At 69.5% G+C, this 24,633-nt stretch carries 30 protein-coding genes; 11 read left to right on the top strand and 19 right to left on the bottom strand.

What is annotated here, in order from left to right; genetic code table 11:
- Positions 1 to 6: 6 nt before the first annotated feature.
- Positions 7 to 648, bottom strand: coding sequence for an LON peptidase substrate-binding domain-containing protein (locus ACFVSU_RS06680; protein ID WP_387139833.1), 642 nt, complete (start codon positions 646 to 648; stop codon positions 7 to 9).
- 174 nt (positions 649 to 822) lie between these two features.
- On the opposite strand from ACFVSU_RS06680, the gene ACFVSU_RS06675 reads away from it, so the two are divergent.
- From ACFVSU_RS06675 to ACFVSU_RS06655, 5 genes are all read left to right on the top strand, one after another.
- Positions 823 to 1,038 carry a hypothetical protein gene (locus ACFVSU_RS06675; RefSeq protein ID WP_387139830.1) on the top strand — a complete coding sequence of 72 codons (216 nt, stop codon included), beginning with the start codon at positions 823 to 825 and terminating at the stop codon, positions 1,036 to 1,038.
- A 120-nt stretch (positions 1,039 to 1,158) separates the two neighbouring features.
- Complete coding sequence (locus tag ACFVSU_RS06670; RefSeq protein ID WP_387139827.1) at positions 1,159 to 1,527, top strand: SdpI family protein; 369 nt, start codon at positions 1,159 to 1,161, stop codon at positions 1,525 to 1,527.
- Positions 1,524 to 2,123, top strand: coding sequence for a nuclease (locus ACFVSU_RS06665; protein ID WP_387139824.1), 600 nt, complete (start codon positions 1,524 to 1,526; stop codon positions 2,121 to 2,123). Before ACFVSU_RS06670 ends, ACFVSU_RS06665 begins: the two co-directional genes overlap by 4 nt.
- A gap of 167 nt (positions 2,124 to 2,290) precedes the next feature.
- Entirely contained in the window at positions 2,291 to 2,863 is a 573-nt protein-coding gene (locus tag ACFVSU_RS06660) for a class I SAM-dependent methyltransferase (protein WP_387139821.1), read from the top strand.
- Between the two features lie 84 nt (positions 2,864 to 2,947).
- The gene (locus ACFVSU_RS06655) at positions 2,948 to 3,217 is read left to right on the top strand and encodes a hypothetical protein (RefSeq protein ID WP_045297779.1); all 270 of its coding nucleotides are present in this window, start codon (positions 2,948 to 2,950) and stop codon (positions 3,215 to 3,217) included.
- A gap of 45 nt (positions 3,218 to 3,262) precedes the next feature.
- Here ACFVSU_RS06655 and ACFVSU_RS06650 read toward each other — a convergent pair whose 3' ends face one another.
- Genes ACFVSU_RS06650 through ACFVSU_RS06640 form a run of 3 tightly spaced genes read right to left on the bottom strand, consistent with a single transcriptional unit; the run spans position 3,263 to position 4,723 of the window.
- Entirely contained in the window at positions 3,263 to 3,724 is a 462-nt protein-coding gene (locus ACFVSU_RS06650; RefSeq protein ID WP_375870848.1) for an SRPBCC domain-containing protein, read from the bottom strand.
- The gene (locus ACFVSU_RS06645; protein WP_387139817.1) at positions 3,721 to 4,383 is read right to left on the bottom strand and encodes a dihydrofolate reductase family protein; all 663 of its coding nucleotides are present in this window, start codon (positions 4,381 to 4,383) and stop codon (positions 3,721 to 3,723) included. The genes ACFVSU_RS06650 and ACFVSU_RS06645 overlap by 4 nt, the downstream gene beginning before the upstream one ends.
- A gap of 1 nt (position 4,384) precedes the next feature.
- Positions 4,385 to 4,723 (bottom strand): helix-turn-helix transcriptional regulator, encoded by a 339-nt coding sequence (locus ACFVSU_RS06640; protein WP_045297775.1) that lies wholly within the window; start codon positions 4,721 to 4,723, stop codon positions 4,385 to 4,387.
- Between the two features lie 212 nt (positions 4,724 to 4,935).
- Between ACFVSU_RS06640 and ACFVSU_RS06635 the strand changes: the two genes are divergently transcribed.
- On the top strand, positions 4,936 to 5,463 hold the full coding sequence (locus tag ACFVSU_RS06635) for a DUF1269 domain-containing protein (RefSeq protein WP_387139813.1): 528 nt from the start codon (positions 4,936 to 4,938) through the stop codon (positions 5,461 to 5,463).
- A gap of 58 nt (positions 5,464 to 5,521) precedes the next feature.
- Positions 5,522 to 5,692 (top strand): hypothetical protein, encoded by a 171-nt coding sequence (locus ACFVSU_RS06630; RefSeq protein WP_387139810.1) that lies wholly within the window; start codon positions 5,522 to 5,524, stop codon positions 5,690 to 5,692.
- Between the two features lie 27 nt (positions 5,693 to 5,719).
- Here the strand turns inward: ACFVSU_RS06630 and ACFVSU_RS06625 are convergent, their stop codons facing one another.
- Positions 5,720 to 7,420, bottom strand: a complete 1,701-nt coding sequence (locus tag ACFVSU_RS06625; protein WP_387139806.1) for a hypothetical protein — start codon at positions 7,418 to 7,420, stop codon at positions 5,720 to 5,722.
- 197 nt (positions 7,421 to 7,617) lie between these two features.
- On the opposite strand from ACFVSU_RS06625, the gene ACFVSU_RS06620 reads away from it, so the two are divergent.
- The 3 genes from ACFVSU_RS06620 (at position 7,618) to ACFVSU_RS06610 (ending at position 10,536) form a co-directional block, all read left to right on the top strand.
- Positions 7,618 to 8,685 (top strand): winged helix DNA-binding domain-containing protein, encoded by a 1,068-nt coding sequence (locus tag ACFVSU_RS06620; RefSeq protein ID WP_387139803.1) that lies wholly within the window; start codon positions 7,618 to 7,620, stop codon positions 8,683 to 8,685.
- 71 nt (positions 8,686 to 8,756) lie between these two features.
- Complete coding sequence (locus tag ACFVSU_RS06615; RefSeq protein ID WP_387139799.1) at positions 8,757 to 9,788, top strand: alpha/beta fold hydrolase; 1,032 nt, start codon at positions 8,757 to 8,759, stop codon at positions 9,786 to 9,788.
- 76 nt (positions 9,789 to 9,864) lie between these two features.
- Positions 9,865 to 10,536, top strand: coding sequence for a class I SAM-dependent methyltransferase (locus ACFVSU_RS06610; protein WP_387139796.1), 672 nt, complete (start codon positions 9,865 to 9,867; stop codon positions 10,534 to 10,536).
- A gap of 37 nt (positions 10,537 to 10,573) precedes the next feature.
- Here ACFVSU_RS06610 and ACFVSU_RS06605 read toward each other — a convergent pair whose 3' ends face one another.
- The 6 genes from ACFVSU_RS06605 to ACFVSU_RS06580 all read right to left on the bottom strand — a co-directional run bounded on the left by ACFVSU_RS06605 (position 10,574) and on the right by ACFVSU_RS06580 (position 16,843).
- Positions 10,574 to 11,305, bottom strand: a complete 732-nt coding sequence (locus ACFVSU_RS06605; protein ID WP_387139793.1) for an alpha/beta fold hydrolase — start codon at positions 11,303 to 11,305, stop codon at positions 10,574 to 10,576.
- Between the two features lie 165 nt (positions 11,306 to 11,470).
- Positions 11,471 to 12,361, bottom strand: a complete 891-nt coding sequence (locus ACFVSU_RS06600) for a PfkB family carbohydrate kinase (RefSeq protein ID WP_387139790.1) — start codon at positions 12,359 to 12,361, stop codon at positions 11,471 to 11,473.
- Positions 12,343 to 12,801, bottom strand: a complete 459-nt coding sequence (locus ACFVSU_RS06595) for a hypothetical protein (protein ID WP_387139787.1) — start codon at positions 12,799 to 12,801, stop codon at positions 12,343 to 12,345. Before ACFVSU_RS06595 ends, ACFVSU_RS06600 begins: the two co-directional genes overlap by 19 nt.
- Position 12,802: 1 nt before the next feature.
- Complete coding sequence (locus tag ACFVSU_RS06590; protein ID WP_387139784.1) at positions 12,803 to 14,629, bottom strand: IlvD/Edd family dehydratase; 1,827 nt, start codon at positions 14,627 to 14,629, stop codon at positions 12,803 to 12,805.
- Positions 14,626 to 15,993, bottom strand: a complete 1,368-nt coding sequence (locus ACFVSU_RS06585; RefSeq protein ID WP_387139781.1) for a hypothetical protein — start codon at positions 15,991 to 15,993, stop codon at positions 14,626 to 14,628. Before ACFVSU_RS06585 ends, ACFVSU_RS06590 begins: the two co-directional genes overlap by 4 nt.
- A 25-nt stretch (positions 15,994 to 16,018) precedes the next feature.
- A complete protein-coding gene (locus ACFVSU_RS06580; RefSeq protein ID WP_387139777.1) occupies positions 16,019 to 16,843 on the bottom strand; it encodes a fumarylacetoacetate hydrolase family protein in 825 nt (274 codons plus the stop codon).
- 70 nt (positions 16,844 to 16,913) lie between these two features.
- Here ACFVSU_RS06580 and ACFVSU_RS06575 point away from each other — a divergent pair, with 70 nt between their 5' ends.
- The gene (locus ACFVSU_RS06575) at positions 16,914 to 17,606 is read left to right on the top strand and encodes a hypothetical protein (protein ID WP_387139774.1); all 693 of its coding nucleotides are present in this window, start codon (positions 16,914 to 16,916) and stop codon (positions 17,604 to 17,606) included.
- Positions 17,607 to 17,708: 102 nt separating this feature from the next.
- Here the strand turns inward: ACFVSU_RS06575 and ACFVSU_RS06570 are convergent, their stop codons facing one another.
- From ACFVSU_RS06570 to ACFVSU_RS06535, 8 genes are read right to left on the bottom strand one after another with little or no spacing between them, the layout of a single operon-like run.
- Positions 17,709 to 18,389, bottom strand: coding sequence for a polysaccharide deacetylase family protein (locus ACFVSU_RS06570; RefSeq protein WP_387139771.1), 681 nt, complete (start codon positions 18,387 to 18,389; stop codon positions 17,709 to 17,711).
- Between the two features lies 1 nt (position 18,390).
- The gene (locus ACFVSU_RS06565; protein WP_387139768.1) at positions 18,391 to 18,768 is read right to left on the bottom strand and encodes a hypothetical protein; all 378 of its coding nucleotides are present in this window, start codon (positions 18,766 to 18,768) and stop codon (positions 18,391 to 18,393) included.
- Between the two features lie 20 nt (positions 18,769 to 18,788).
- Positions 18,789 to 19,631, bottom strand: a complete 843-nt coding sequence (locus ACFVSU_RS06560) for a class II fructose-bisphosphate aldolase (RefSeq protein WP_387139765.1) — start codon at positions 19,629 to 19,631, stop codon at positions 18,789 to 18,791.
- On the bottom strand, positions 19,625 to 20,404 hold the full coding sequence (locus ACFVSU_RS06555; RefSeq protein ID WP_387139762.1) for a DeoR/GlpR family DNA-binding transcription regulator: 780 nt from the start codon (positions 20,402 to 20,404) through the stop codon (positions 19,625 to 19,627). Before ACFVSU_RS06555 ends, ACFVSU_RS06560 begins: the two co-directional genes overlap by 7 nt.
- Entirely contained in the window at positions 20,388 to 21,401 is a 1,014-nt protein-coding gene (locus tag ACFVSU_RS06550) for a D-2-hydroxyacid dehydrogenase (RefSeq protein ID WP_387139760.1), read from the bottom strand. Before ACFVSU_RS06550 ends, ACFVSU_RS06555 begins: the two co-directional genes overlap by 17 nt.
- Positions 21,398 to 22,309 (bottom strand): carbohydrate ABC transporter permease, encoded by a 912-nt coding sequence (locus tag ACFVSU_RS06545; RefSeq protein WP_387139757.1) that lies wholly within the window; start codon positions 22,307 to 22,309, stop codon positions 21,398 to 21,400. The genes ACFVSU_RS06550 and ACFVSU_RS06545 overlap by 4 nt, the downstream gene beginning before the upstream one ends.
- A 9-nt stretch (positions 22,310 to 22,318) precedes the next feature.
- Entirely contained in the window at positions 22,319 to 23,260 is a 942-nt protein-coding gene (locus tag ACFVSU_RS06540) for a carbohydrate ABC transporter permease (RefSeq protein ID WP_387139754.1), read from the bottom strand.
- Positions 23,260 to 24,567 (bottom strand): ABC transporter substrate-binding protein, encoded by a 1,308-nt coding sequence (locus ACFVSU_RS06535; protein WP_387139751.1) that lies wholly within the window; start codon positions 24,565 to 24,567, stop codon positions 23,260 to 23,262. Before ACFVSU_RS06535 ends, ACFVSU_RS06540 begins: the two co-directional genes overlap by 1 nt.
- Positions 24,568 to 24,633: the final 66 nt, after the last annotated feature.

The raw sequence follows: 24,633 nt of genomic DNA, 5'->3' as shown, positions 1-24,633 counted from the left end.
CCTTGGTCAGGGGTTGCCGGCACCCGCGTCGCGCGCATCGGCGACGCGCGCGATGAGCGCTGGCTCCTCCTCGAGGCACAGGTCGAGGGTGCCGCGCAGCAGGCCGCCGAGGCTGGTCGAGTTCAGCAGTCGGAACCGGTCGTACTCGCCCAGCGGAGCGATCGCGGCGAGCTGCCAGGACGACTCCACCGGGTCTTCCGAAAGGTCCGTCCCGGGATCCCATCGAGCCTCATCGAGGACGGAGGCGAGCGCCGCGAGGCGGCGCACGACCTGCTCGGCCTCGCGGTGGAGTGGCGTGAGCGCCTCGTCCCACACGAGCGGGGCCATCGTCGACACGTCGGCCACCGGGTGCGGGTCTTCTTCACCCCATCGGTCGACGATGATCCGCTCCCCGCCGACGGCGACCACGTACAGGTCCGCGGCGCCCGCCTCGATCTGCAGGATCCGCGCCATGGTGCCGACGGAGGAGCGCTGATCCCCACCGCCTGCCTCGAGACCCCGCTCGATGAGGACGACCCCGAACTCCGGATCCTCCACGTCGAGCAGGCGCCCGATCATGGTGAGGTATCGCGGTTCGAACACCCTCAGCACCAGCGGTGTGTACGGCAACAGGACACTGCCCAGCGGGAACATCGCGATGGCGTCCATAGGCACCAGTCAATCAGGCGGATGCGTTGTCGGAGCGGCGCCGTGGGCGATCGCAGTTCGCTGTGAGGCAAATCGGTGCACGAGGAGGCTCGCGTGAACGTCGTCTCCGACCGTCGCCTCAGCGGCAGTCGCGTTCCATCAACGATGGCGCGTGACGTCGATAGAGTCCGTTGCATGGCATCGGACGTGACGCTGTACATCGGGCCGGAGACGGCCTACAGGAGGTTCCGCTTCACGGACGTGAGCGAGTGGGAGGCGGTTCGTTCGCAGATCGTCGCGGCGATGGAGGCGGGCAGGGGGTTGATCGAAATCCCTTGGAAGAGCGACACCGTCGTCTTCGTCTACAGTCCGTATCTCATGGTGACCTGGGTGGAGAAACGTCCCGAATAGGCACTGTGCATGAGGGCGGCGACACTCGGACTGGGGCGCCTCTATGCCGGCAGTCGTGAGGTGAGACCCTACTGCCGTGGAGGGCATCGAGTGGCGGAGGCGCGGGATAGCGTCGAAGCTGTGGAGAACGAGTGGGTGGCGAGGCTGGTCTTGTTCGTCGTCATGGTGGGCGCCGGCGTCCTCTTGATCTGGATGGCGAATGCGGCGGCGTCCGGGCGTCTCAAGCGGAATCAACTCGCCGGGATCCGGATTCCGAGCACGATGGCGAGCGAGGAAGCCTGGCTGGCCGCGCATGTACGAGCGCGACGCGCGACGGTCTGCTCAGGAGTTGTGAGTGTCCTCGGTGGCGTATTCGCGCTGATCCCCGTTCCCATGCCCGTGGTGACGCTCGGGGTGCTGGTCGCCGCTGTCGGCATGCTCGGATTCGTCGCCTACGGGGCTCGAGTCGGCAGCGTGGCCGCGAAGGCCGCGTCCTTGCGCCACATATGATTCGCTCTGAAGTGCTCACGAAGGAGACGGATTTGTCAGCGGCAGACTCTCGAACAACATGGGTGCTCGTGGACGGCGAGAACATCGACGCGACGCTCGGAACTTCGATTCTCAACCGGCGGCCGCAGCCGGACGAGCGGCCGCGGTGGGATCGACTCCTCGCATTCGCAGGAAGAGAGTGGGCCCAGGCGGCGCGGGGCGTCTTCTTCCTCAACGCGTCATCGGGTATCCCGATGGCATTCGTCCAGGCGCTCAAGGCGATGGACTACATCGTCGTCCCGCTGTCCGGCGAGCCAGACGAGAAGGTCGTCGACATCGCCATCCAGCGCACACTGCGCGCACTCGACAGTCGTTCTGCCGACGTGATGCTCGTCAGCCACGACGGCGACTTCATCGAGGACATCGCGGGCCTGATCGGTCCACCGCGGCGAGTCGGCGTCGTCTCATTCGCAGAGTTCCGAAACGTCGGCTTCAACTCGCTCGCCGGGCTGGAGAAGTTCGACCTCGAGTACGACGCGCGGGTCTTCGACGCTCCTCTGTCCCGGATCCGGGTGATCCCGATCGGCGAATTCGACCCGACCACATTTCTGGATTGAGAACCGCGCCAGCGGCGCGCTCGGCGACGGGCGAGATCCAGACAATCTCAGGTCGATCGAGCACGGGCCATTCTTTCACCGAAGACGGATCGGTGTCGGGAGATGGTGACCTGGCCTAGTCTCCCGTCATGCCCTCGAACGTCGAAGCCGCATACTCGGGTCGAGCCGTGGACTACATCGAGCGGCTCAGCTCGATCTCTTCCGTGCACCCGTCCGACCTGCAGCTCGTCACCACCTGGGCGGCGCAGACCGGCGGTCCGCTCCTGGACGCGGGATGCGGCCCCGGGCACTGGACGGCGTACCTCGCCGCGCAGGGCCACGATGTTCGCGGCGTGGACCAGGTCGGCAGCTTCGTCGACCACGCGCGGAGGACCTACCCCGACGTCGCCTTCGAACAGAGAAGCTTCGACACTCTGCCCGACCCCGCCGGAAGCATCGGGGGGATCCTGGCGGGGTACTCGCTGATCCACCATGAACCGAGCGCCATGCGGCCCGCACTCGAAGAGTTCGTTCGAGTGCTCCACCCGGGCGGGACCCTCCTTGTCGGCTTTTTCATCGGCGACGCTGTGGAGCCGTTCGATCACGCCGTGATCACCGCGTACCGCTGGCCGCCAAAGGCTTTGGCGAACGAGTTGAGGGCCGTCGGCTTCGAAGTCATCGAGACCCACACCCGGGTCGGTCGTCACCCGAAGCCCCGGCCCCACGGAGCGATCCTCGCCCGGCTCCCTCCGGCGGACTGAGGCCAGGGGGCCACGGACCCGGATTCTCGTGCTCGCGGTGAGCCGCGTGCCTCGTGCGATTGCCGCGCACGCGATGATGGAGCCATGTCCTCCTCCGTCGAACGCCGTTCCAACCCGACGGCCTGGGCCGCGTTCTGGTTCGCACTGGCCGGCCTCGTGCTCATGCCCATCCCGCTGTTCATCGGGCTGATTCTGGGCGGAGGGCTATCGATCGTCGCTGCCGTCCTCGCCGTGATCGGCCTTCTCAAGGGTCTCGCACGCGGCGGTACGGGCATCGCGCCGGTCGTCTTCGCCGCCATCTTCATCGCACTGACGTGGGGCGGCATCTCGATCGGCGGCGGGACCGTCTGGTAGGTCTCGTCCGAAGACGCGAGGACGCAGCATCCTGCCGCCCCGACGCTAGTCGAGGTGACGGGCGAGCGCTTCGAGCAGGCCCCGGGTACCTTCTTCGCGGTTCGGGCCGTCCGCCCAGAACCTGTCGAAGAAGATGCCGTGCTCGACATGCGTGAGCCTGGTGCCGCCCGCAACCTGCTCGAACTCGAAGGACGCCACCGACGTGGACATGTGCGTGCCATCGAGCCACATGTCGTAGGTCGTGACGATGCGGACGTGTTCGACGATGTCGGTGTAGACGGCCTCGTACCGTGAGAGCGGGCCTCCGTGGAACTTCGCCTCGTCGATGTCGCGGCCGCCGACGCGGAAGTCGAACGTCCACTCGCCGGACTCGAACGCGTCCCCGTCGCTGAGCCAGCGACGCTTCTGCTCCCCGTCGGCGAACGCCTGCCAGACCCTGGTGACGGGCGCGGGGTACTCGCGGGTGAGGGTGAAGCCGGAGTGGGCGAGGCGCCGGTCGATCGTCATCGGGCGCTGTCCCCGCGGGTGAAGGTGACGTGGATCGTGCCGCTCTCGGCGACCTGGGTCCGCACCCGGTGGGTGGATTCGAGGCCCCGAAGGTCGTCCCAGACCCGGGCGCCCCGGCCGAGCACGATCGGCGCGATCGCGACGTGGAGGTCGTCGACGAGTCCGGCGCGGAGGAACTCGCGCGCGGTGCGCACACCGCCCCCGACCCGGACGTCGAGACCGCCGGCGGCGGTGGTCGCCTCGGCGAGCACGTCCTCGATGGCGCCGGTGCGGAACTCGAACGTCGTCCCGCCGGCCATCGGGATCGACGGCCGCGGCGCGGTGTGCGTGAGCACGTAGACGGGGTAACCGAACGGCGGCTGGTCGCCCCACCACCCCTTCCAATCGGGGTCATCTGGGTACGCGTGCAGACCGAACATGGCCGCGCCCATGATCTCGGCGCCCACGCCCGTGAAGAACGAGGCGGCGAACGATTCGTCGATCCCGGTGGTTCCCGCGCCGCTCGTGTCGCCGAAGACCTTCTGCCGGAAGGTGCGCGTGGCGGCATAGGCCGCGGTCAGGGGACCCCAGTCCTCGCCCATGGGGTTGTCGGCCTCGGGATCGGGCGCGGCGGTGTAGCCGTCGAGTGACGAGAACAGGTCGACGCGAACGCGGGTCATTTCAGATCTCCTTCGGGGTGGTGCGGGCCAGGTGGATGCCGAGGCGGTCCGCCTGGCGTTCCGCAGAGGTTCGTTGCTCGCCGAGCCAGAGATGCAGCACGTCGAGCGCGCCCGGTCGCAGGCTCACGGTCCGGACGCGCCCCTGCTTGCTCGAGGTGACGACTCTGGCGTCCTCGAGGATCCGCAAGTGCTGGAGCAGCGACGGCAGTGCCATCGAGAACGGGGCCATCAGGTCGGACACGACAGCGGGGGATTTCGCCAGACGCTCCACGACCGCGCGGCGGGTGGGGTCCGCGAGAGCTCGGAGCACAGCATCCAGCTCTCCGGAATAGTTAGGCATATGCCTAACTATTCCTCACGGATCGGTGCTCGTCAATCGTCGGCCGAGCGAGGGTGCGGGTTGCGCAACGGACTCGACCGAAGGACCCCGAGAATTCACCCGCCGGGGCCTCGCCAGCGTGCAGGGCCCGCAATAGGATCACAGCACCCTGATGACCCAGAGTCCGGAAGCGGCCGGCCGGTCGCCTCTGAGTTCAACCGAAGGAGAGATCGATGGGTACGGAGAACCTCGCACTGGTGGTCGGCTCGTACGACGACACCGCGGCCGCGTCGGACGACTACAAGGCCCTCCGAAGCGGCCAAGACGCCGGCGGCTACGAGATCATCGGCGCGGTCGTTCTGGTCCGCGACAAGGACGGCAAGGTCCAGGTCAAGGAGCACGGCGACAAGTCTGTCGGCAAGGGCGCCGCCTGGGGTGCCGGCGCCGGCGTGGTCGTCGGCCTGTTCGCGCCGCCGCTGCTCGCGGCCACCGCGGTCGGCGCCGGCATCGGCGCGATCCTCGGAAAGATCAAGAAGAATCGCGAGGAGAAGCAGTTCGGCGTCGACGTCGACGAGTGGCTCGCACCCGGCACCTCGGCGGTCGTTGCCGTGGTCGACGATCGCTGGGCCGACAACGTGGAGAAGGCGCTTCAGCGGTCGGACAAGCGCATCAGCAAGGCGATCGACGCGGACGACTACGAGAAGCTGCGCAAGGCCATCGAGGATTCGGCGGACGACGTCGTCGAGCAGATCAACTCCTAGACGAAATCCTCCTCACGGGGGAGGCGAGCCGAGACCTGCCGCCCGTAGCATCCGAGGCATGACCGATACCGTCTTCAAGCCGGGTGACGATGTCTTCACGACGAACGCACGCGGCATCGTCATCGATGTTCGGGCAACGCCTTCGGGCAAGTGGGTCTTCGGCGTCGAGGACGCCCACGGCGCGGTGAACTACTTCACCGGCGCGGCCCTCCGTCCGGCGCAGTCTTAGCGACCGCCGCCGCCCGAACCGCGGCCCTCAGCCGCAGTTCGGGCGGCAGCCGCGCTGGGTGACCGCGTCGATGAGCACGGTGCCGATGTCGGTCGGCTGGAAGGCCTGATACGCCGCGCCGTCCGTGGCGGCGGCGATCTGCTCCAGAGCGGCCTGGTCGGTGTCGGGTCCGTAGCCGATCGCGATGACGGCGACGGGCTTCGCGGGATCCCGCAGGGTCTCGAGCTGCGCGAGCAGCTCCGGCAGGTCCAGCCCCTCATCGTCCTCGTTGACCCCGTCGGTGTTGAGCAGCACCAGATGCACCTGTCCGGGGACATACGTGTCGCGCATGTACTGCACCGCCGCGAGCACGCTGTCGTAGAGGCCGGTGCCGCCGCCGACGAAGCTGTCGAGCCCGTTGGCCGTGTCGATCGTGCGCTGCTTGTGCGCCGGATCGCCCAGGGGGCCGAAGGGGACGATCTCCTGCCAGTCCTGTCCGCCGATCCGCCGGCTCGAGAACACCCAGGTCGCGAGCGACGAGTCGTCCGACAGCGAGTTGACCGCACGGACGGCAGCCTGCTCGAACAGGTCGATGCGCCGCATGTCGGCGGTCGCCGGCTGGAGCATGGAGCCCGAGACGTCGTTGAGCGACAGCATCCGTGACGGCGCCGTGAGCATCTGCCAGGTGCGCAGCGCTTCAGCTTGGTTGGCGCTGTCGATGGGCTCAGCGGGCGCGCCGGAGCCCGCAGCATCCGTCGCCGCGTCCGGTGTTTCGCCTGCCGCGTCGCGCAATCCGAACTCGGCGAGGTGATCGCTTCCTTCCGCGATGGCGGTGGTCAGCATCTCCACTGCTTCGAGCGTGTCGGTCGGAGCCTCGGCGAGTGTCACCACGGGGATGCTCAGCGCGGGCTTCACGTCGGCCGGGTAGACGGGGACGAGCGGGGTCTGGGTCTCCTGGCCGTACTTCCGCAGCGCCTGCTCTGTCGTGACGGCGATCGTCGGGGTCGTGGCGGCGGATACGGCCGCGAGCGCATCGGCGGCGGTGGGGACGACGCCGGTGTCGAGGCCGAGTACAAGCGCCGTGAAGGCGCGCGCGTCCCCGCCGACCGCGGTCTGCAGCGCGAGCAGCGCCGCTGAGCTTGCGGCAACCGTCGACGGATCCGGCAGCACGGCAGCGACCGCGCGGCCCGCGAGGCTCGAGAACCCCGCGCCCGCCGACTCGAGCGCCGCCGCCGTGGGTTCGGTCGCCGCGAAGACGACCGGAGTGCTGGCCACCGTGGCGCCCACGACCAGGTCTGCCGCGTCCACACCCGTGAGTTCCGCCTGGCCGGCCGCTCGCGCCGGCCACATCGCGGAGTCGGGCACCCACACGTCGAAGTCGGGCGCGGATCCGGCGGCCAGCGCCGCGGCCGTGGCGGCGCTGTCTTCCGCGACGATCGTCACGTCGGGGCAGTCGGAGCCGGATGACGGCAGATCGGCGACGATCGCCTCGAGCGCTCCTGCGAGCGCGGGATCCGCCGTGATGCGCAGACTCGACGGCAGACACCCGCTCGTCGACGCCGGCTCCTGTTCGGGTTCACCGCCTGTTCCGCGCGTGAGGAAGATGCCGAGGACGACCGCGATCGCCACGACGAGGACGAGAATCACTCCGAGCAGCAGCAGGGACCGCCGCCGCCGCTGTGCGGCGCGGACGGCCGCCCGCGTGGGGGCATCGCTGCTGATGGGCGTGTTCGGCTGCACTCGAACCACATGCACTCCGATGGACGGCGGGTGGGGCCCGCTTCGGGGATACGTCGACGTATCTGAGGAATACAGCGTCGTATTTGGGGGGATACTTCAGTGGAGTATAGGGGACGGGCAGTCTCGATGCCCCGGTCAGGCCGGTGGCTTCGTCTCGGTGTCGACTCGCGATGGCGACCATCGACCCTGGCGCATACGCTCGTCACGTGCTCACCGATCGTGACATCGCACGCTGGCGATTGCACTCGCAGCATCTCGCGGCACCCGTCGACGGTGCGGAAGAGGTGGTGCGGTCGCTCCTCGCCGTGCAGGCGGAGAATCCGTCGCAGTCGGCGTGGGCCGTCGCCACGCGCACGCGCCACCCGCAGCAGTCAGACCTCGCCGGGCTCCTGGAGCGCGGGCGGGTGCTCAGGACGCACGTCCTTCGTCCGACCTGGCACTACGTCCACGCCGATGACGTGCTGTGGCTCCTCGAGCTGACCCGCGATCGGGTGCTGCCCGTCGTGGATCAGCAGCTCGTCCCGCTCGGCGATCGCCTGGGCGTCGTCGCCGACGCCGTGCTCGAACTCCTCGCCGCGTCTCCCGATCGCACCCGCGCTGAGCTCGCCGACGCCTTGGCGCGGCGCGGATACGAGCTGACGGGCATGCAGCTCATGCTCCTGGCGGGCCATCTGGAGCTGCACGCCCAGATCTGCAGCGGCGTTCCGCGCGAGGGCGAGCACACCTACGCGCTGTTCTCCGACCGCGTCGACGCGCCGCGACGGCTGGATCGCGACGAGGCGCTCGTCGAGCTCGCGGTGCGCTACTTCACCTCTCACGGACCCGCCACCGCACGCGATCTCGCCTATTGGGCGACGCTCACCCTCACCGATGCCCGCCGCGGACTCGCGGGTGCCGCCGACCGACTCGAGTCGTTCGATCACGACGACCGGACCTACTGGCACGCACCCGGCCGGCCTGCAGCATCCGTCTCGCCGAAAGGCCACCTCCTGCAGGTGCTCGACGAGATGTATCGCGGCTATCAGGACTCGCGCTGGGTGCTCGATGCCGACGGGCTGCTGTCGCGAGGGCGCGAGACCGCGATCGGCATGGCGCTCGTCGACGGGCAGGTCGTCGCCGGGATGAAGCGCACGCTCACGAAGCGGGCGGTGACCTTCGAGATCCGCAGGCTGCGGCGCCTCGCTCCCGACGAGGAGGACGCGATTCAGGATGCTGCGGCCCGCTGCGCCCGCTACCTCGAACTCGAGCCTCGCCTGACGTGGCAAGAGCCGTAGAGTCTCCGGCGGCGTGATGCGGCGCGATCGATCCCGCTGCTGCGGAGGAGACGCGTCGTCATAATGGGCGTGTGCAGCAACGCATCGGTCGCGTGTCGACGGCTGATGGCACCGAGGTCGCGTACGCCTCGGTCGGCGAGGGGCGCCCGCTCGTGTATGTCGGCGGGTGGCTCAGCCATCTTCAGCTGAGCTGGGAGATGCCGGAGGAGCGGGCCTTCTACGAGAGCCTCGCCGAAGGCTGCCGGCTCGTGCGCTACGACCGCGCCGGGTGCGGGCTGTCTGTGTCATCCGGTCGCGCGCCCTCCCTGGAGTACGAGCTCGAGCAGCTGGCGGCAGTCGCCGATCTCGTCGGTCCGGAGCCGTTCGACGTCGTCGGGACGTCGATGGGAGCGCTCGTCGCGGTCGCATGGGCGGCGGCGCATCCGGAGACCGTGCGGCGGCTCGTGCTGTACGGAGGATGGGTCTCGGGCGCGAACATCTCCACGCCCGACGTGCGCGATCACGTGTTGGGGCTGGTCGAGTCGCACTGGGGGCTGGGTGCCGATGTGCTCACCGACATCTTCGCGCCGGATGCGACGTCCGCGATGCGAAAGGACTTCGGCCGGTATCAGCGGGCCTCGTCCTCCGCCGAGACCGCCCGCTCCCTTCTCGCGCTGAGTTACGGCCTCGACATCAGCGACCTCCTCGCGCAGGTCCGCGCCCCGACGCTGGTCGTGCATCGGGCCGAGGATCGCACCGCCCCCGTGGCGGAGGCCGCTGCCCTGGCCGGCGGCATCCCCGACGCGACTCTGGTCGTGCTGCCCGGTCGCTCGCATCTGCCCTACATCGGGGATGCGCACGCCGTCGTGGCGCCGATCCGCCGGTTCCTCGGCATGCGCGGCCTGCGGCGCTCGCCGCGGGATCTGACTCCGCGGCAGGCGCAGGTCGCCGCTCTGGTCAGCGAGGGCCGCACCAACCGTGAGATCGCGCAGGCGCTGGGCATCGACGAGCGCTCCGCCGAGGGGCACGTCGAACGGATCCGGCTGCGCCTCGGCTTCACGTCGCGAGCACAGATCGCCGCCTGGTTCGTCGCCCAGCGCGAGGGCTCTGCGCCGTCGAACTGAGGTACTTCCCCGCCTGTCGACACGGATGCCGCGGCCCAGGCTGGTCTCAAGCGACAGCCTGAGTTCAGGAGGAGACATGGCCGACACCACGACCGCCGACGACCGCACCGCGGCGTTCGAGTTCCCGCAGCACACGCTGCGCGGCGCGTTCAACGCGGCGTTCTTTCGCGTGATGGACCCGTACCTCGAACGCAACCTGCGCCGACACAAGCAGCGCATCTTCGCGGACCTTCCCCGCCAGGTCGTCGAGATCGGTTCCGGGGTGGGCGCCAACCTGCGGTACCTCACCGCGGGCAGCACGCTTGTGGCCATCGAACCCAATCGACCCATGCACGGCCCGCTGAGAGACGCGGCGCAGCGGCATGGTGTGCTCCTCGATCTGCGGGAACGCATGGCAGAAGAGACGGGGCTCGCCGACCGCAGTGCCGACAGCGTGATCTCGTCGCTGGTGCTGTGCTCGGTGCAGGATCCCGGGGCCGTGCTCGCCGAGATCCGGCGCATCCTGCGCCCGGGCGGCACGTTCCGCTTCCTCGAGCACGTCGCGGCCCCCGACGGCACGCCGACCCGCGCCGCGCAGCGGATTCTGCGCCGCCCGTGGGCGTGGACGTTCGAGGGCTGCTCGTGCGAACGCGATCTGGAACAGGCCGTCCGCTCCGCCGGCTTCGAGAGCGTGACGATCGAGCGGTACCGGATCCGGACCCCGTTCCTCCCGTTCAACACCCACATCGCCGGCATCGCACGGGCGTGACCGCGTGCGATACCGGCGACGTGCGTGGTGACGGCGGTCAGCCGATCGAGGCCGCGGCCGCGCGGATCGCCTCCAGCGTCGCCGCCGGCTGCGACACCATCGAGACGTGCGACGCGTCGACCTCGGTGATCGTGGCGCCGGCGCGCTCCGCCATGCGGCGCTGCGTGTCGATCGGGATGACGCGGTCCTCGGTGCCGAGCACGGCCCAGCTCGGGATCGTCTTCCACGCCGGCGCGGCCGACGGCGTCACGTTCGCGACGAAGGAGGCCGGACGCTGCGTCGCGACGATCGTCCATCGGTCGGCCTCGGGGAGGTCCTGTGCGAACGCGTCATGCACGGTCTGCGGCTTGAGGAACGCCTCGGCCGCGCCCTCCGGAGCGCCCGGGTAGCCCGCGACATCGAGGACCGTGGTCGGATCGGCGACCGCGAGGGCGGAACCCGATCCCTCGAGGATGCCGACGACGGTCTCGCCCTCGTCGGGGATGAACGCGTCGACGTACACCAGCGCCTTCACGTCACCGCCGTGTGCGCCGGCGTTCGTGATGACCGCGCCGCCGTACGAGTGGCCGACGAGCACGACGGGCCCGCTCGTCCGCTGCGCGAGGAACGACGCGATGTACGCCGCGTCGGACGACAGTCCGCGCAGCTCGTTCGGTGGGGCGAGGACCGTGAACCCTTCGGCCTGGAGCGGAACGCTGACGGCGTTCCAACTCGAGGCGTCGGCCCACGCACCGTGGACGAGGACGATCGTCGGCTTGCTCTCTGACATTCGACTTCCCATCTGTTGCGCCGCCCCCAGGCGGCTGCGGATGATCAAAGTCGCGTCGTGTGCTGTCCTGGACGCGCTGTCCGACACCCTAGGGCCGCGCCCCGCGTCCGCGCCAGCGTCAGCGCGATGACTCAGCGGTGAACATTCTCGGGCCGACCGGACAGGTCAGCCGAGCACGCCCTGGCCCGGCACGCGGGCGTTGCGTTCCGCGGTGTCGCGCGCGAGCGCGAGTGCGGCAGCCGCCGGCAGGGCGCGATCCATCCCCGCGAGCAGCCCGCCGAGGAAGGCGTCGCCGCTTCCGGCCGAGAACCGGCCGGGCGCGGCCGGCGGTGCCACCTCGAGCTCGTCGTCCCCGAGTAGGGCGAATCCGCCCCGCACTCCGTCGGTGACCACGACGCCGCCGCCCCAGCCCTCGCGCAACGCTCGCGCGGCGCTGCCGGCGTCGGGGAAGTCGGCGCCCAGAAGTTCGGAGACCTCGCTGCGATTCACCTTGAGGAGGTCGGCGCTCGCCGACAGAGCCCGCAGGCCCTCGCCCGAGCTGTCGACGGCGACGCGGGCGTCCGCTGCGCGCAGCGCGTCGAGGAGCGCCGCGAGCTCCTCGCCGGGCACGCCGGCGGGGAGCGAACCGGACACCGCGACCCACGGCATCCGTTCGCCAACCGTCGTCATCGCCGCCTCGCGGAACGCGCCCCATTCGCCGGGGGTGAGAGGCGTGGCCGCCTCATACAGGTCGGTGCTCGAGGCGCCGCCCGAGCGCTCGACGATCGCCGAGCTGGTGCGCGTCTCGCGTTCGAGCCGGACGACTCTCGCTGGAACCCCGTCGGCGGCGAGCAGCTCGGCCACCCACGCGCCGGTGTGGCCTCCGAGCGCGGCTACCGCGCGGACGTCGGCCCCGAGGGCGGCCGCCGACCGGGCCGCGTTGAGCGCCTTCCCGCCGGCGACGCGCGTCACGCGTTCCGGACGCGTGATGTCACCCACGCGCAGTTCGCCGACCTCGTAGGTGACGTCGAGGCTGGGGGAGAGTGCCAGGGCGACGATCACGGCCGGTCGCTCCACGGCCGTACCGTGCCGAGAGTGCGCGGCTCACCGTCGGCGAGCACGTCGAGCGCAGCCGCGGACACCTCGTCGGGCGTGTGCCAGCGCGGCTCCGACTCGGCGGTCCAGCCGAGCTGGAGGGTGTCGCGCGGCACGATGAGGATCCCGAGCGCGGGGTCGGCTGCCGAGCTGGTGCGCACGAGCACGCACCGTCCGGTCGTGGCGGCCCGCACGAACCTGAGCGATGCGTCGCTGACCGCCGGACCATAGGCGACCGCGTCGTCCCAGTCCGCGGCCTCCAGCGCGTTCGAGAGCGCGCCGGCGTCGCGCGCGTCGACGGCGATGGACCCTTCGGCCCCGCCGCGCGAGACGCCGAGCACCCGGTCGCCTCGCTCGAAGAGCGCGAACGCTGCGGGTGCGAGGATGCCCGTCGACCCGATGACCAGCACCGTGCGCGACATATCAGAAGGCCTGCGGTCCGACCGCCGCGCCGCTGCGGCCCTGCAGGAAGTCGAGGTCGCAGCCCTCGTCGGCCTGCACGACGTGTTCGACGTACAGGCGGGTCCAGCCGCGATCCGCGCCCGGCACCGTTCGTGCCGCCCAGCCTTCGCGGCGTCGGTCGAGCTCCTCGTCCGAGACGTCCATCGACAGCGACCGGTTCGGCACGTCGAGCGTCACGACATCGCCGGTGCGCACGAACGCGAGCGGTCCGCCGGCAGCTGCCTCGGGCACGACGTGCAGCACGACCGTGCCGTACGAGGTGCCGCTCATCCGGGCGTCCGAGATCCGCACCATGTCCATGATGCCCGCCTCGAGGATCTTGCGCGGAAGCGGCATGTTGCCGACTTCGGGCATACCCGGGTAGCCCTTCGGCCCGACGTTGCGCACGATCAGGATGTCGTCGGGCGTGACGTCGAGGTCCGGGTCGTCGGCATCGGCGAGGTAGGTCTGCAGCGAGTCCCACACGAGTGCTCGACCGGTGTGGGCCATGAGCTCGGGCGTCGCGGCGGACTGCTTGATCACGGCGCCCCGAGGAGCGAGGTTGCCGCGGACCACGGCGATGCCCGAGCCCGCCGGCTTGACGGGGTTGTCGAGGGCGCGGATGACCTCCCGGTCCCACACCTCGGCGCCGGCGTAGTTCTCACCGAGCGTGGCGCCCGTGACGGTGAGCGTGTCGCGATGCAGCAGGTCGCCGAGCGTCTCGGCGAGACCAGCGGTGCCGCCGGCATCCTGGAACTCCTCCATGAGGAAGCGCCCGCTCGGCATGAGGTCGGCGAGCACCGGCACGTCGCGCACCAGCTCGTCGAAGTCGTCGAGCGTCAACTCCACGCCGACGCGGCGCGCGAGGGCGAGCAGGTGGATCACGGCGTTGGTCGAGCCGCCGAGCGCTGCATTGGCGCGCACGCCGTTCTCGAACGCCTCGCGCGTGAGGATCTTCGACGGGCGCAGATCCTCTTCGACCATCGCCACGATGCGGCGTCCTGCCAGATGCGCGGCGGTCGCGCGACGCGAGTCGTTCGCACCGAGGGCGGCGGTTCCGGGCAGTTGCATCCCCATGTACTCGGATACGCACGCCATGGTCGACGCCGTGCCCATCGTCATGCAGTGGCCCTGGCTGCGGGCCATGCAGCCCTCCGCCTCGCGCACCTCGTCGGCCGAGATCTGTCCGGCGCGGTACGCCTCGGTGAATCGCCACACCGACGTGCCTGAGCCGATGTCGGTGGCGCGGTACTTGCCGTTCAGCATCGGCCCGCCGGTGATGAGCAAGGTCGGCAGATCGACGGATGCTGCGCCCATCAGGTACGCCGGAGTCGTCTTGTCGCAGCCCGCCAGCAGCACGACGCCGTCGAGTGGGTTCATACGGAGAGTCTCTTCGAGGTCCATCGCCATGAGGTTGCGCAGCAGCATCGCCGTGGGACGCACGAGCGGCTCACCGGCCGACGTCGTCGGGAACTCGAAGGGCACGCCGCCCGCCTGCCAGATGCCGCGCTTGACGTGCTCGGCGAGGGCCCGCAGGTGGATGTTGCAGCTGGTCAGCTCCGACCACGAGTTCGCGATGCCGATGACCGGCCGCCCCTCGAAGGTGTCGTCCGGGAGCCCCTCGCTCCGGAGCCACGAGCGGTGCATGAAGCCGGTCTTGCCCTGGTCGCCGAACCACACCTGCGATCGCAGGCCTTCGCCCCAGTCGCGGGTCGGCACGCCCGTCGCCGACTCCACGGCCGCGTACTCCGAGCCTGCCGCGGCGGCCGCCGCCTCCCGCTCCTCCTTGCCCAGGTTGCGCGCGCTCATGAGAACTGGGGCAGGTACTGCGCCTGCGCGGAGAGGAGGTCGTCGGTGAGGGCGGCAGCCTTGTCGGCGTCGAACACGGCGCCGTCGGCGATCATGGCCTCGATCACGAGGTCGCGGTCGCCGTTGAGTGCGGCGTCGACGGCGAGGTCGACCGACGTGAGGCGGCGGGCGAGGACGGCCGTGAGCGGCTTGCCGAGGTCGGGCACCTCGATGGGACGGATGCCGCGTGCCGTGGCGACGCCCGGGATCTCGACGGCCGACCACTCGGGGAGGCCAGGAACGAGTCCCTTGTTGACGACGTTGCAGCTGAACATCTCACGCGAGTCGAACGTGATCGAGCGGATGATGGCGATCAGCTGCTCCTGCTCGCCGCCGCTGCGCGCGAAGATCGACTGGTCGAGCGGCTCTTCGCCCAGCGCCTGCCGGCGCATCGCCTGGTAGCGGTTCTCGCCCCACTCCAGGATCTCGGGCAGCGAGAACGCGTCGATCCCGAGCTTCTTGCCGTAGTAGTCGCCCTGCCAGAACCGCTCCGGGAAGAACTCCACGACGTGGCGGTCGCCCGCGGCAGCGAACGCTCCGTACCGCTGGAACAGCTCCCAAGCGAACGGGTTGTGCCACGCGGTCGGCTTCTCGTAGAAGATGTTGCCGATGTCGGCGGGGTCGGGCGCCTGGGCGAGCTCACGCTGCACCCGCTCGCGGACGAGTGGCCAGGCATCCCGTCCGTCCAAGCGGAAGTCGTAAATGAACGTGAGGTGGTTGATGCCCGCGTACAGCGTCGAGGTGCGCTCGAACGGGGCGTCGATGAGCTGGGCGAGCTCGCGCTGGATGTGGTGCATGCCGTGGCAGAGGCCGACGACGTCGAGACCGGTCTGCTGGTGGATCGCCTGCACGTTGGCGGTCATCGGGTTCGAGTAGTTAAAGAAGAAGGCGTCGGGCGCGAGCTCGGCGATGTCGCGCGCGATCTCCACGAGCACCGGAGTGGTGCGCAGCAGGCGCGAGATTCCGCCGGGCATGATCGAGTCGCCGACGGGCTGGTAGATGCCGTGCTTCTGCACGACCTCGTGGTCGAGCTGCCATGCGGGACGCCCGCCGACGCCGACGCAGGTCACGATGAAGTCCGCGCCCGGAAGCACCGCGCGGCGATCGGTGCTGCGGGTGACGCGGATGGTGTCGCCCACGCCGCGCGCTTCGACCATCGCCTCGGCGAGGTCGGCGGCGACGTCGAGGGCCTCCGCGTTGACGTCGACGAGGCGGATCTCCCACCCGCCGAGGTCGTCGGCGCTGATCAGATCAGCGAGGAGGCCTCGAGTGAAGACGGCGGAACCCGCTCCGATGAGGACGAGGACCCGGGAATCGGTGGCCATGCTGCTCCTTTGCGATGGGTTCTGTTCAGCGGACGACGACGCGATTGCGCAGCTCGCCGATGCCGTCGACGCCGCAGACGACGAGGTCGCCGTCCTGGAGGTAACGGGCCGGGTCGCGGAACGCGCCCGCGCCGGCCGGGGTGCCGGTGAGGATGAGGTCGCCCGGCTCGAGCGTGACGCCGTCGCCGATGAAGGCGAGGAGCGCCGGCACGTCGAAGATCATCTCGGCGGTGTCGTCGTCCTGCAGGGTCTCGCCGTTCACCTCGGTGTAGATGCGCTGCCCGCCGGGCTCGCCGAACTCGTCGGCCGTGACCAGCCACGGGCCGAGCGGCGTGAAGGTGTCGAAGGACTTGCCTCGCGACCACTGCACGTCGCCGAACTGCACGTCGCGCGCCGAGACGTCGTTCGCGACCGTGTACGCCGCGACATCGTCGAGCGTCGCCGGCGTGGTGCCGCCGCAGCGGCGTCCGATGAGCAGCGTGAGCTCGGCCTCGTAGTCGACGTTCTGCGTCAGGTGGCCCGGCACGACGATGTCGTCGTTCGGTCCGGTGATCGACGTCGTGTACTTCGCGAACGTGAGCGGGCGTTCCGGCTGCGTGAAGCCGGTCTCGCTGGTGTGATCGGCGTAGTTGAGTCCCACGGCGATCATCTTGCCCGCCGTGCGCACCGGAGCGGTGAGCGAGAGGGATGCCTCGTCCACGGTCTCCCACGTCGCCGAGGCGCCCGAACGGACCGACTCGATCGCGGCGAGGGCGTCGTCCGGGTGATCGGCCGGTGCCAGTCGCACCGACGCGTCGTCCTTCACGACGATGCGGGGCGTGCCGTCCACGGTGGTGCGGGCGATTCTCATGACTCTCCTTCGGATCAAGCTCTGCGCATCATCTTGTCACAAGTGCGCAGAAATGAGCAAGAATAAGCACATGCTTTCACGAACGCCGACCGCGGTCGGCCCAGACATCGCGACATCCGGTCCCGTCAGCCTCGCCCAGGGCGTCTACGGCGCCCGCGGAAACCTCGAGCTCGTGGCGTGCGACGCCGCCGACGGACTCTGGGTCTTCTGGTTCAACGCCGACCTCGACACCGACCCGCTGGAGACCCCGGACGTGCCGCCGCGCCGCTGGAGCGCAGGGCTGCGCTTCGCCGGCGGTCACCGGTTCGTCGACGCGCTGATCGTGCAGTCGACGCTGGGCCCGGACCATCTCGAGGTGCTGGCCCTCGACGAGCACGGCGTCCTGCAGAGCTGGTACTGGTCGCCGGGACCCGGCTTCCAGAGGCGGGTGACGGATGCCGCCACCGCCGTGGTGCGGTTCGCCGCCGCACACGACGGCGGCACGCTGCGCCTCACGGTCGAGGACTCAGCCGAATCCGTGATCCACGTGGTGTCGCCGCCGCGGGGCTACCCTGCGCGGGGCTGGTTCCCGGCGGCAAGCGGGCCCGCGCTCGACGACGGCGCGTCCTCAGTGCAAGCGATCGTCGCGGCAGGCGTTCCCGCCGAAGACATCCAGCCGGGCACGGCGCGCAGCGCCGTCTCGACCTGCGGTGGCGGGACCCTGGAGCTGACCTGGCGCGACGCGGCAGGCAGCATCCGTCACCTCGGCGTCCCGCAGCACTGATCCACACAGTCTCGGTCGTTGAGCGAGCGAAAGGCGAGCGAGACGAAACGCCCCGAGCCCTCGACGAACGTCGGCAGCGGGGCGTTTCGCGGTGAACGCGCGTCAGTTGACGCGGTGGATCATCGTGTTGGCGAACTGGTAGCGGTAGCCGGCATCCCTCACCGCGGCATCGTGGCGCGGGCTCTGCCCGTACGACGAGCCGTGCAGCCAGACGAAGGCAGGCGCCTCCTGGCCTGTCACGGCCTCGAGCGCGCGCTTGGACTCGACGACCTCGCGCTCGATGTCGGCGTCCGAGATCGCGGTGTCGAAGCCCTCGTGGTGCGCGGTGTGCGGGTAGACGACGTGATTCTTCGAGAGGTCGTGCACCTCGTCCCAGTTCATCGCGATGCGGCCGCCGCGGGTGTCCTCCTCGACAAGCGAGATCCAGTGCGCGCGGGCGAACGCCTCCTGGTACTCGGGGTCGCAGTCCACGAACGAGGTCGCGATCGGGAACCAGCCGGTGATCCCGTACTCGTCGCACAGCGGCGCGGCGACCGTGGCCGAGTTGCGGTAGCCCTCGTAGAAGACCGGAATGAGGCCCGGCTTGTCCTTGTGCCAGGTACCGGTCTCGAAGAGGCGGTCGAGGTCGTCGAGGGTCACCGGCGCGTAGTCCCGCGCGAAGCCCGCGAGTTCCTTGGCGAGCTCGTCGCGCGCGCCGTGGGGCGTCGAGTGGTAGTTCACGACGCGGATGAAGTGCCCGCGCCGCAGCTGCTCGCGCTGGGCGGTGAACGATGGACGGGTCATGTCAGGCTCCTTCGGCGACGACGGCGGCCGCGCCATCCGAGATCGGGCGCGCGTCGGGCGCGAAGTGGGTGTACGCGAGCACCTGCATCGCGGTGATCACGGCGCCCTCGTCGTCGTCGCGCGCGAACGGCACGAGTGCGGCGGAGTAGCGGTCGAACACGTCGGCGAAGGCGGCGCCCTCGGCGAGCTGCGACACGTCGGTGTTCGGCGGGATCTCGCGGCGCTCGTCGATGAAGCCGAGGACCATCGGAATGCCCTCCCGTTCGAGGCGTCGGTCGTGGCAGGCCCGCATGAGGCCGACGATGTCGTCGGCGGCGAGAAGCTCGGCGGCGGTGGGCTCGTCGGCGTGCGACGAGGGACCACTCACGGTGGCGGACATGATGCTCCTTTCGGGGGCGATCAGGAGGGAACGGGGATGGGAGCCGAGATGACGCGCAGCAGGCGTTCGACGTCGCCGGCGATGGCGGTGCGCGCGGCGGTGAGGGCCTTGCGCGGGTCGGGGCCGGGCCCGAGGCCGGCCACGAGTTCCCGGGTGTAGGCGGCCGACACCTGGGTGCCGACGTTCACCTTGCGGATCCCGGCGGCGACGGCCGCTGCGAGCCCGGCGTCGGGTACACCCGACGAGCCGTGCAGCACGAGCGGCACCGGCACGGCCGCCGCGATCCGCCCGATCAGGGCGTTGTCGGGATGCGCGGTGCGCTCGGTCATGGCATGCGACGTGCCGACGGCGATCGCGAGTCCGTCGACGCCGGTGGCAGCCACGAAGCTCGCGGCCTCGCGCGGATCTGTTCGGACACCGGGCGCGTGCGCGCCGTCCTTGCCACCGATCTCGCCGAGCTCCGCCTCGACCCAGATGCCGAGCTCGTGCCCGCGCGCCACGACGGCGGCGGTCTGCGCGACGTTCTCCTCGTAGGGGAGGGTCGACGCGTCGAACATCGCCGAGCCGAAGCCGAGCAGGGCGGCCTCCTCGACGAGGGAGGCGTCCTCGCAGTGGTCGAGATGCAGGCCGATGGGGACGGATGCCGCTTCCGCGAGTGCGAGGCACCCTTGGGCGATCGGCGCCAGAGCGCCGTGGAAACGCACCGCGTTGTGGCTCACCGACAGCAGGACCGGCAGCCCGGCGCGCTCCGCGCCGAGGACGATCCCCTCGGCGTATTCGAGCGTGATGACGTTGAAAGCGGCGATTGCGGGCAGGCTCCCGCCAAGCCCCGCCTCGAGGAGGCGGGAAGCTGAGGTCAGCATGTCTCTACGGTCACCCCCGCCTCGCGGAATCGGGCGAGGATCTCGGGGTCGGCGCCGTCGTCGGTGACGAGGGTGGTGATCGCGCTCGTGGGCGCGAGTCGTGCGGGGCCGCGCTGGCCGAGTTTGCTGTGGTCGGCGAGGAGGACGAGCTCCCGGGCCGAGGCCGCGAGCGACCGGTCGGTCTGCGTCTCGCCGAGGTTGGTGCCGGTGAGCCCGATCTCGGGATCGATGCCGAAGGCTCCGGTGAACACCTGGTCGATGCCGAACTCGTCGAGGCCGGCGATGGTGAGGTGGCCGAGCAGCGACATCTCCTGGCGGCGCAGGAGTCCTCCGAGCACGACGATCCCGATGTCGGCGTACTGCGCGAGCCGCATCACGATCGGCAGGCTGTTCGTGAGCACCGTCAGTCCCCGGATGGATCCGAGGTAGGGGAGCATCGCCTCGGTCGTCGTACCGCCGGTCATGAGCACCGTGGAGTTGTCGGTGATGAGTTTCGCCGCGGCTTCGCCGATCCGGCGCTTCTCGTCGGCGAACGAGATCTCGCGAAGGGGTCGCAGCGGCTCGACGTCGTCGCTCACCTGGGCCGCGCCACCGTGGACGCGCTCGATGAGGCCGCGATCCTGCAGCTCGTTGAGGTCGCGCCGCACCGTCGACGTGCTGACGCCGAGAAGGCGAGCCATCTCGTTCACCGAGCCGGTGCCGTACGACCGGATGTAGTTGAGCAGCTCCCGCTGGCGCTTCGGGCCGAGCAGGGGTTCAGTAGCCGGAGACACGATCCACCTCATTCAGGACCGGACGCCCCTCGGCGAGCCGGGTCAGGTTCTCGACCACGAGGTCGAGTGTCTGTGCATGATATTGCGGGGCGAGCCCCGCGACGTGCGGCGTCACCAGCGCGCCGGGTTCCGACCACCACGAAGAGTCGGCCGGAAGCGGCTCGTCATCGAAGACGTCGAGGGCGACGCCGCCGATGCGCCCATCGCGCAGTCGCTCGCTCAGCGCCACCTCGTCGACGATCCCGCCGCGGGCGATGTTGACGACGAATGCGCCTGCGGGGAGGGCGTCGAGCTGCTCGGCACCGATCATCCCGCGCGTGAGTTCGGTGAGCGGCACGACCACGACCAGGATGTCGCTCTGGCGCAGCACCTCGTCCAGCCGATCCATGGGGAACAGCTCGGTCGGATCGTCCTCTGCGGCGAGCCGGCCCGTGTCGAACTTGGCCGCGTTGCCGACGCCCGCAGCCGCGACGCTGCGCTTGAGGCCCAGCGCGCGCATGCCGAACGCTCCGGCGAGGCGCGAGATCTCGCGTCCGATGCGTCCGTAGCCGACGATGCCGACGGTCGCGCCCTGCAGCTGGCGGGGCGTGAGCCGGGCGAGCCGGTCCGCGTTGGTCGGCCATGCCCGAGCATCGCGCAGCTGCTGGATCAGGGGCATCCGATGCGCAAGCTCCAGGATCGACATCATCGCGTACTCGGCCATCGGCACCGGGGCGATGCCGCCGAGCGTCGCGATCGGGATGTCGGTGTCCCAGAGCGACGTACGGCGTACGTGGTCGACGCCCGAGGTGTCGAGCTGAACGCACCGCAGGGAGGGGACATCGGATGCCTCGGGGAACCAGTCGCTGGTGTGCAGGAGGTCGACCTCGGCCAGTGTCTCGCCGTCCGGGGAGTCGGGGGAGAGGTGCCGGACGATCCGAACGCCGGGCGCGCGCTGCGCGAGTTCGGCGAACCACTCGTCCGGCAGATCGAGGGTGCAGAGGTAGGTGAGGGTCATTTGATTCCGCTCCGGGCGAAGCCCTGGACGAAGTACCGCTGGAAGGCGAGGAACAGGATCACCATCGGCAGCACCGAGAGCAGCGCCAGAGCCATGATCGAGTTGTAGTCGGGGGAGGTCTGGTTCTTCAGGTAGAGCAGTCCGATCGGCAGGGTGAAGAGCGAGTTGTCCTTCAGCGCGATGAGCGGCCAGGCGAAGTCGTTCCAGGTCCCCATCAGCGTGAGCAGTGTCAGCACCGCGATGAGGGGCTTGCATAGCGGCAGGACGACCTGGAGGAAGATCCTCAGCTGCCCGGCGCCGTCGATGCGCGCCGCTTCGATGATCTCGTCGGGGATGCCGATGAAGAACTGGCGCGCCAGGAAGATGCCGAAAGCAGCCGATGCGGTCGGAAGGATGACGCCCCAGTAGGTGCCGTAGATGCCCATCGCCGAGACCAGCTTGAACTGGGCGACCATGATCGCCTGCAGGGGGATCATCATCGTGGCCAGCGTCAGCAGGAAGATCGCGTTGCGACCGCGGAACTTCAGCCGTGCGAAGGCGTAGCCGGCGAGCAGGTTGACGATCACGGTGAGGACGGTCACGAACGCGCCGATCACGACGGAGTTGCCGAACCAGTCGAACACGTTGAACCGGCTGAAGATCTTGTCGAAGTTCTCGAGGGTCAGTGTGCTCGGCCAGAGGTGCAGTCCGGGCTGGAACACCTCGCCGCGGGGAGTGAACGCGACCACGCACATCCAGTAGAGCGGGAAGATCATCACGATGCACACGACGACCGCGATCACGGTGCGCGCCACGATGCCCTTGCGCTCGCCCTGGGAGCGACGGCGCCGTCGCTGCAGCCGCTTGGCCTTGCGCTCGCCCAGAAGATCTGTCTCGGCGATCTCGAGGAGGGTGGTTGTCTGAGCCATCGGAGTCCCCTACTCGACCATGTCGCGGGTACGGCTCGTCTTCCACTGGATGAAGGTGAAGACGAGGGTGATGATGAGGATGACGATGCCGATCGCGGCGCCGTAGCCGGGCTCCCGGATCTGGAAGCCGTTGCGGTAGGCGTACGTGACGAGCACGGACGTCGAGTTGCCGGGCCCGCCGCCGGTCATGACGAAGATCAGGTCGAACACCTGGAACGACGCGATGACGTTCATGATCAGCAGGAAGAACGTGCTCGGTCCGACGAGCGGCACGGTGATCGAGCGGAACTGCTGCCAGCGGTTGGCGCCGTCGATGCGACCCGCCTCGTAGAGCTCGGGCGAGATGCCCTGGAGGCCGGCGAGGTAGATGATCATGTTGAAGCCGACGCGCAGCCACACGGCGGCGATGATCACCGAGACCATCGCGGGCACCGGCTCGGACTGCCACGCGATCGGCTGGAGGCCCACCGCCTCGAGGAGCTTGTTGATGAGGCCGTTGCTCTCGTAGAAGAGGATCACGGCGATCATGCCGGAGGCGACACCCGAGATGACCATCGGCAGCACGATGATCGTGCGCCAGATGCCGCGGGCGGGCAGGACCGAGTTGAGCAGCACGGCGAGGCCGAGGCCTGCGGCCATGTCGATCGGCACGGTGATGAGGGTGAACACGACGGTGTTGGCGAGGCTCTGCCAGAACACCGGGTCGGTCATCATTCGGGCGTAGTTGTCGAGCCCAACCCACTCCGCAGGGCCGAAGCCCTGCGTCTCCTGGAACGAGAGCCCGACCGCCCACACGATGGGCACGAACAGGAACAGCGACAGCAGGATGAGGTTCGGGCCCGCGAACGCCCATCCCGTGAGGGACTCTCGGAGGCGCGCCTTGCGGCGCGCCGCACCCGCCCGGGAGGGCGCCGCGGCACCCTCCCTGACGGGTGCGGTCACGGCCGTCATCAGTTCGTCGCTTCCTCGATCGCCGCGGACAGGTTCGCCAGGGTGTCGGCCGTGGACTGGCCGCCGATGAACGCCGCCTCGAGCTGGTCCTGGAGCGCCGTGTTGATCGCCGCCATTCCGGGCGAGGTGAGCTGCTTGACGTCGCTCGCCTCGATAGTCGCCGCCTGGTCGACGAAGACCGGCATCACGTCGGGACGGATGTCGAAGGTGATCGCGTCGCCGGCGAGGTCGGTGCGGGTCGGAAGCTCGTTGGTCGCCGCGCAGAAGGCCGACATCGCGTCCGCCGACACCATGAACTTCAGGAACTCTGCGGCGAGCTCGGGGTTCTTCGCGTCCTTGGTCGCGACGAGGGCGTTGCCGCCGAGGTCCGTCGCACCGCGCTCGTCACGGGGCATCGGGATGGCGGTCCACTCGAACTCGTTCAGGTAGTCCTGGTCGGGCACCAGGAACGAGCCGACGAACGCCATCGCGGCCGTTCCCTCGGTGAACAGGTTGTCGGCGTAGACGGTGCCCTTCGTGGAGCTGGTCGGCGGGACCCAGTTGTTCTCGAAGAAGCTCTTGGTGAAGTCGAGCGCCTTCTCGCCCTCGGGCGAGTCGATCGTCGGGGTCGTGCCGTCGTCGCCGATGAAGGTGCCGCCCGACTGGAACAGCCAGCTCAGCCAGCGGGGCGCACCGCCGAGCTGCCAGTTGTAGACGAACGGGTACTTGTCGTCGGGCAGGCCGGCGCGCAGCTGGGTTGCGACGTCGGCGAACTCGTCCCACGTCCAGGCGTCGTCCTGCGTCGTCGGGAAGGTCGACGGGTCGACTCCGGCGGCCTCGACCATCGCCGTGTTGACGAGCAGCGCCGAGACGTCCGTCTGGTGCGGCACGCCATACGGAGTGCCGTCGAACGAGACGGCCTCCCACATGGCGGGGACGAAGTCGGAGATCTCGTCGTCGGAGAAGTACGGGCTGAGGTCGAGCAACTGGCCCTGGCTCGAATAGACGCCGAGGTTGCCGTAGTCGACGCGGAACAGATCGGGAGCGTCGCCGGACGCGAGCTGAGCGTCGATGTTCGAGAACATCTGGTCATACGGGACGACGTTGAGCTTGACGGTGGCGCCTTCGTGCTCAGCCTCGAACTGATCGATCAGCTCCGTGAACTGCTTCTCCTCGGCCTCGCTGCCCCACGTGGTGAACGTGAGGGACTGCGTGTCGGAGTCCTCTCCGCTGCTGCCGCCGCCGAAGCCTGCGCAACCGGATAGGGCCAAGGAACCGGCGACGAGCACTGCGGCTCCGCCGATCACACGCTTGTTGCTGAGTTTCACGCTGCAATCCCTTCAGGGTCTGATGCGCGCAGCTTCGGGTGCCACACTGCGCCTCTTTGGTTGGGA

The organism is Microbacterium sp. NPDC058062, from assembly GCF_042885375.1.
GTDB classification, from domain to species: domain Bacteria; phylum Actinomycetota; class Actinomycetes; order Actinomycetales; family Microbacteriaceae; genus Microbacterium; species Microbacterium trichothecenolyticum_C.
Note: the sequence above shows the minus strand (reverse complement) of the source record. Positions and strands in the feature narration are given on the sequence as shown.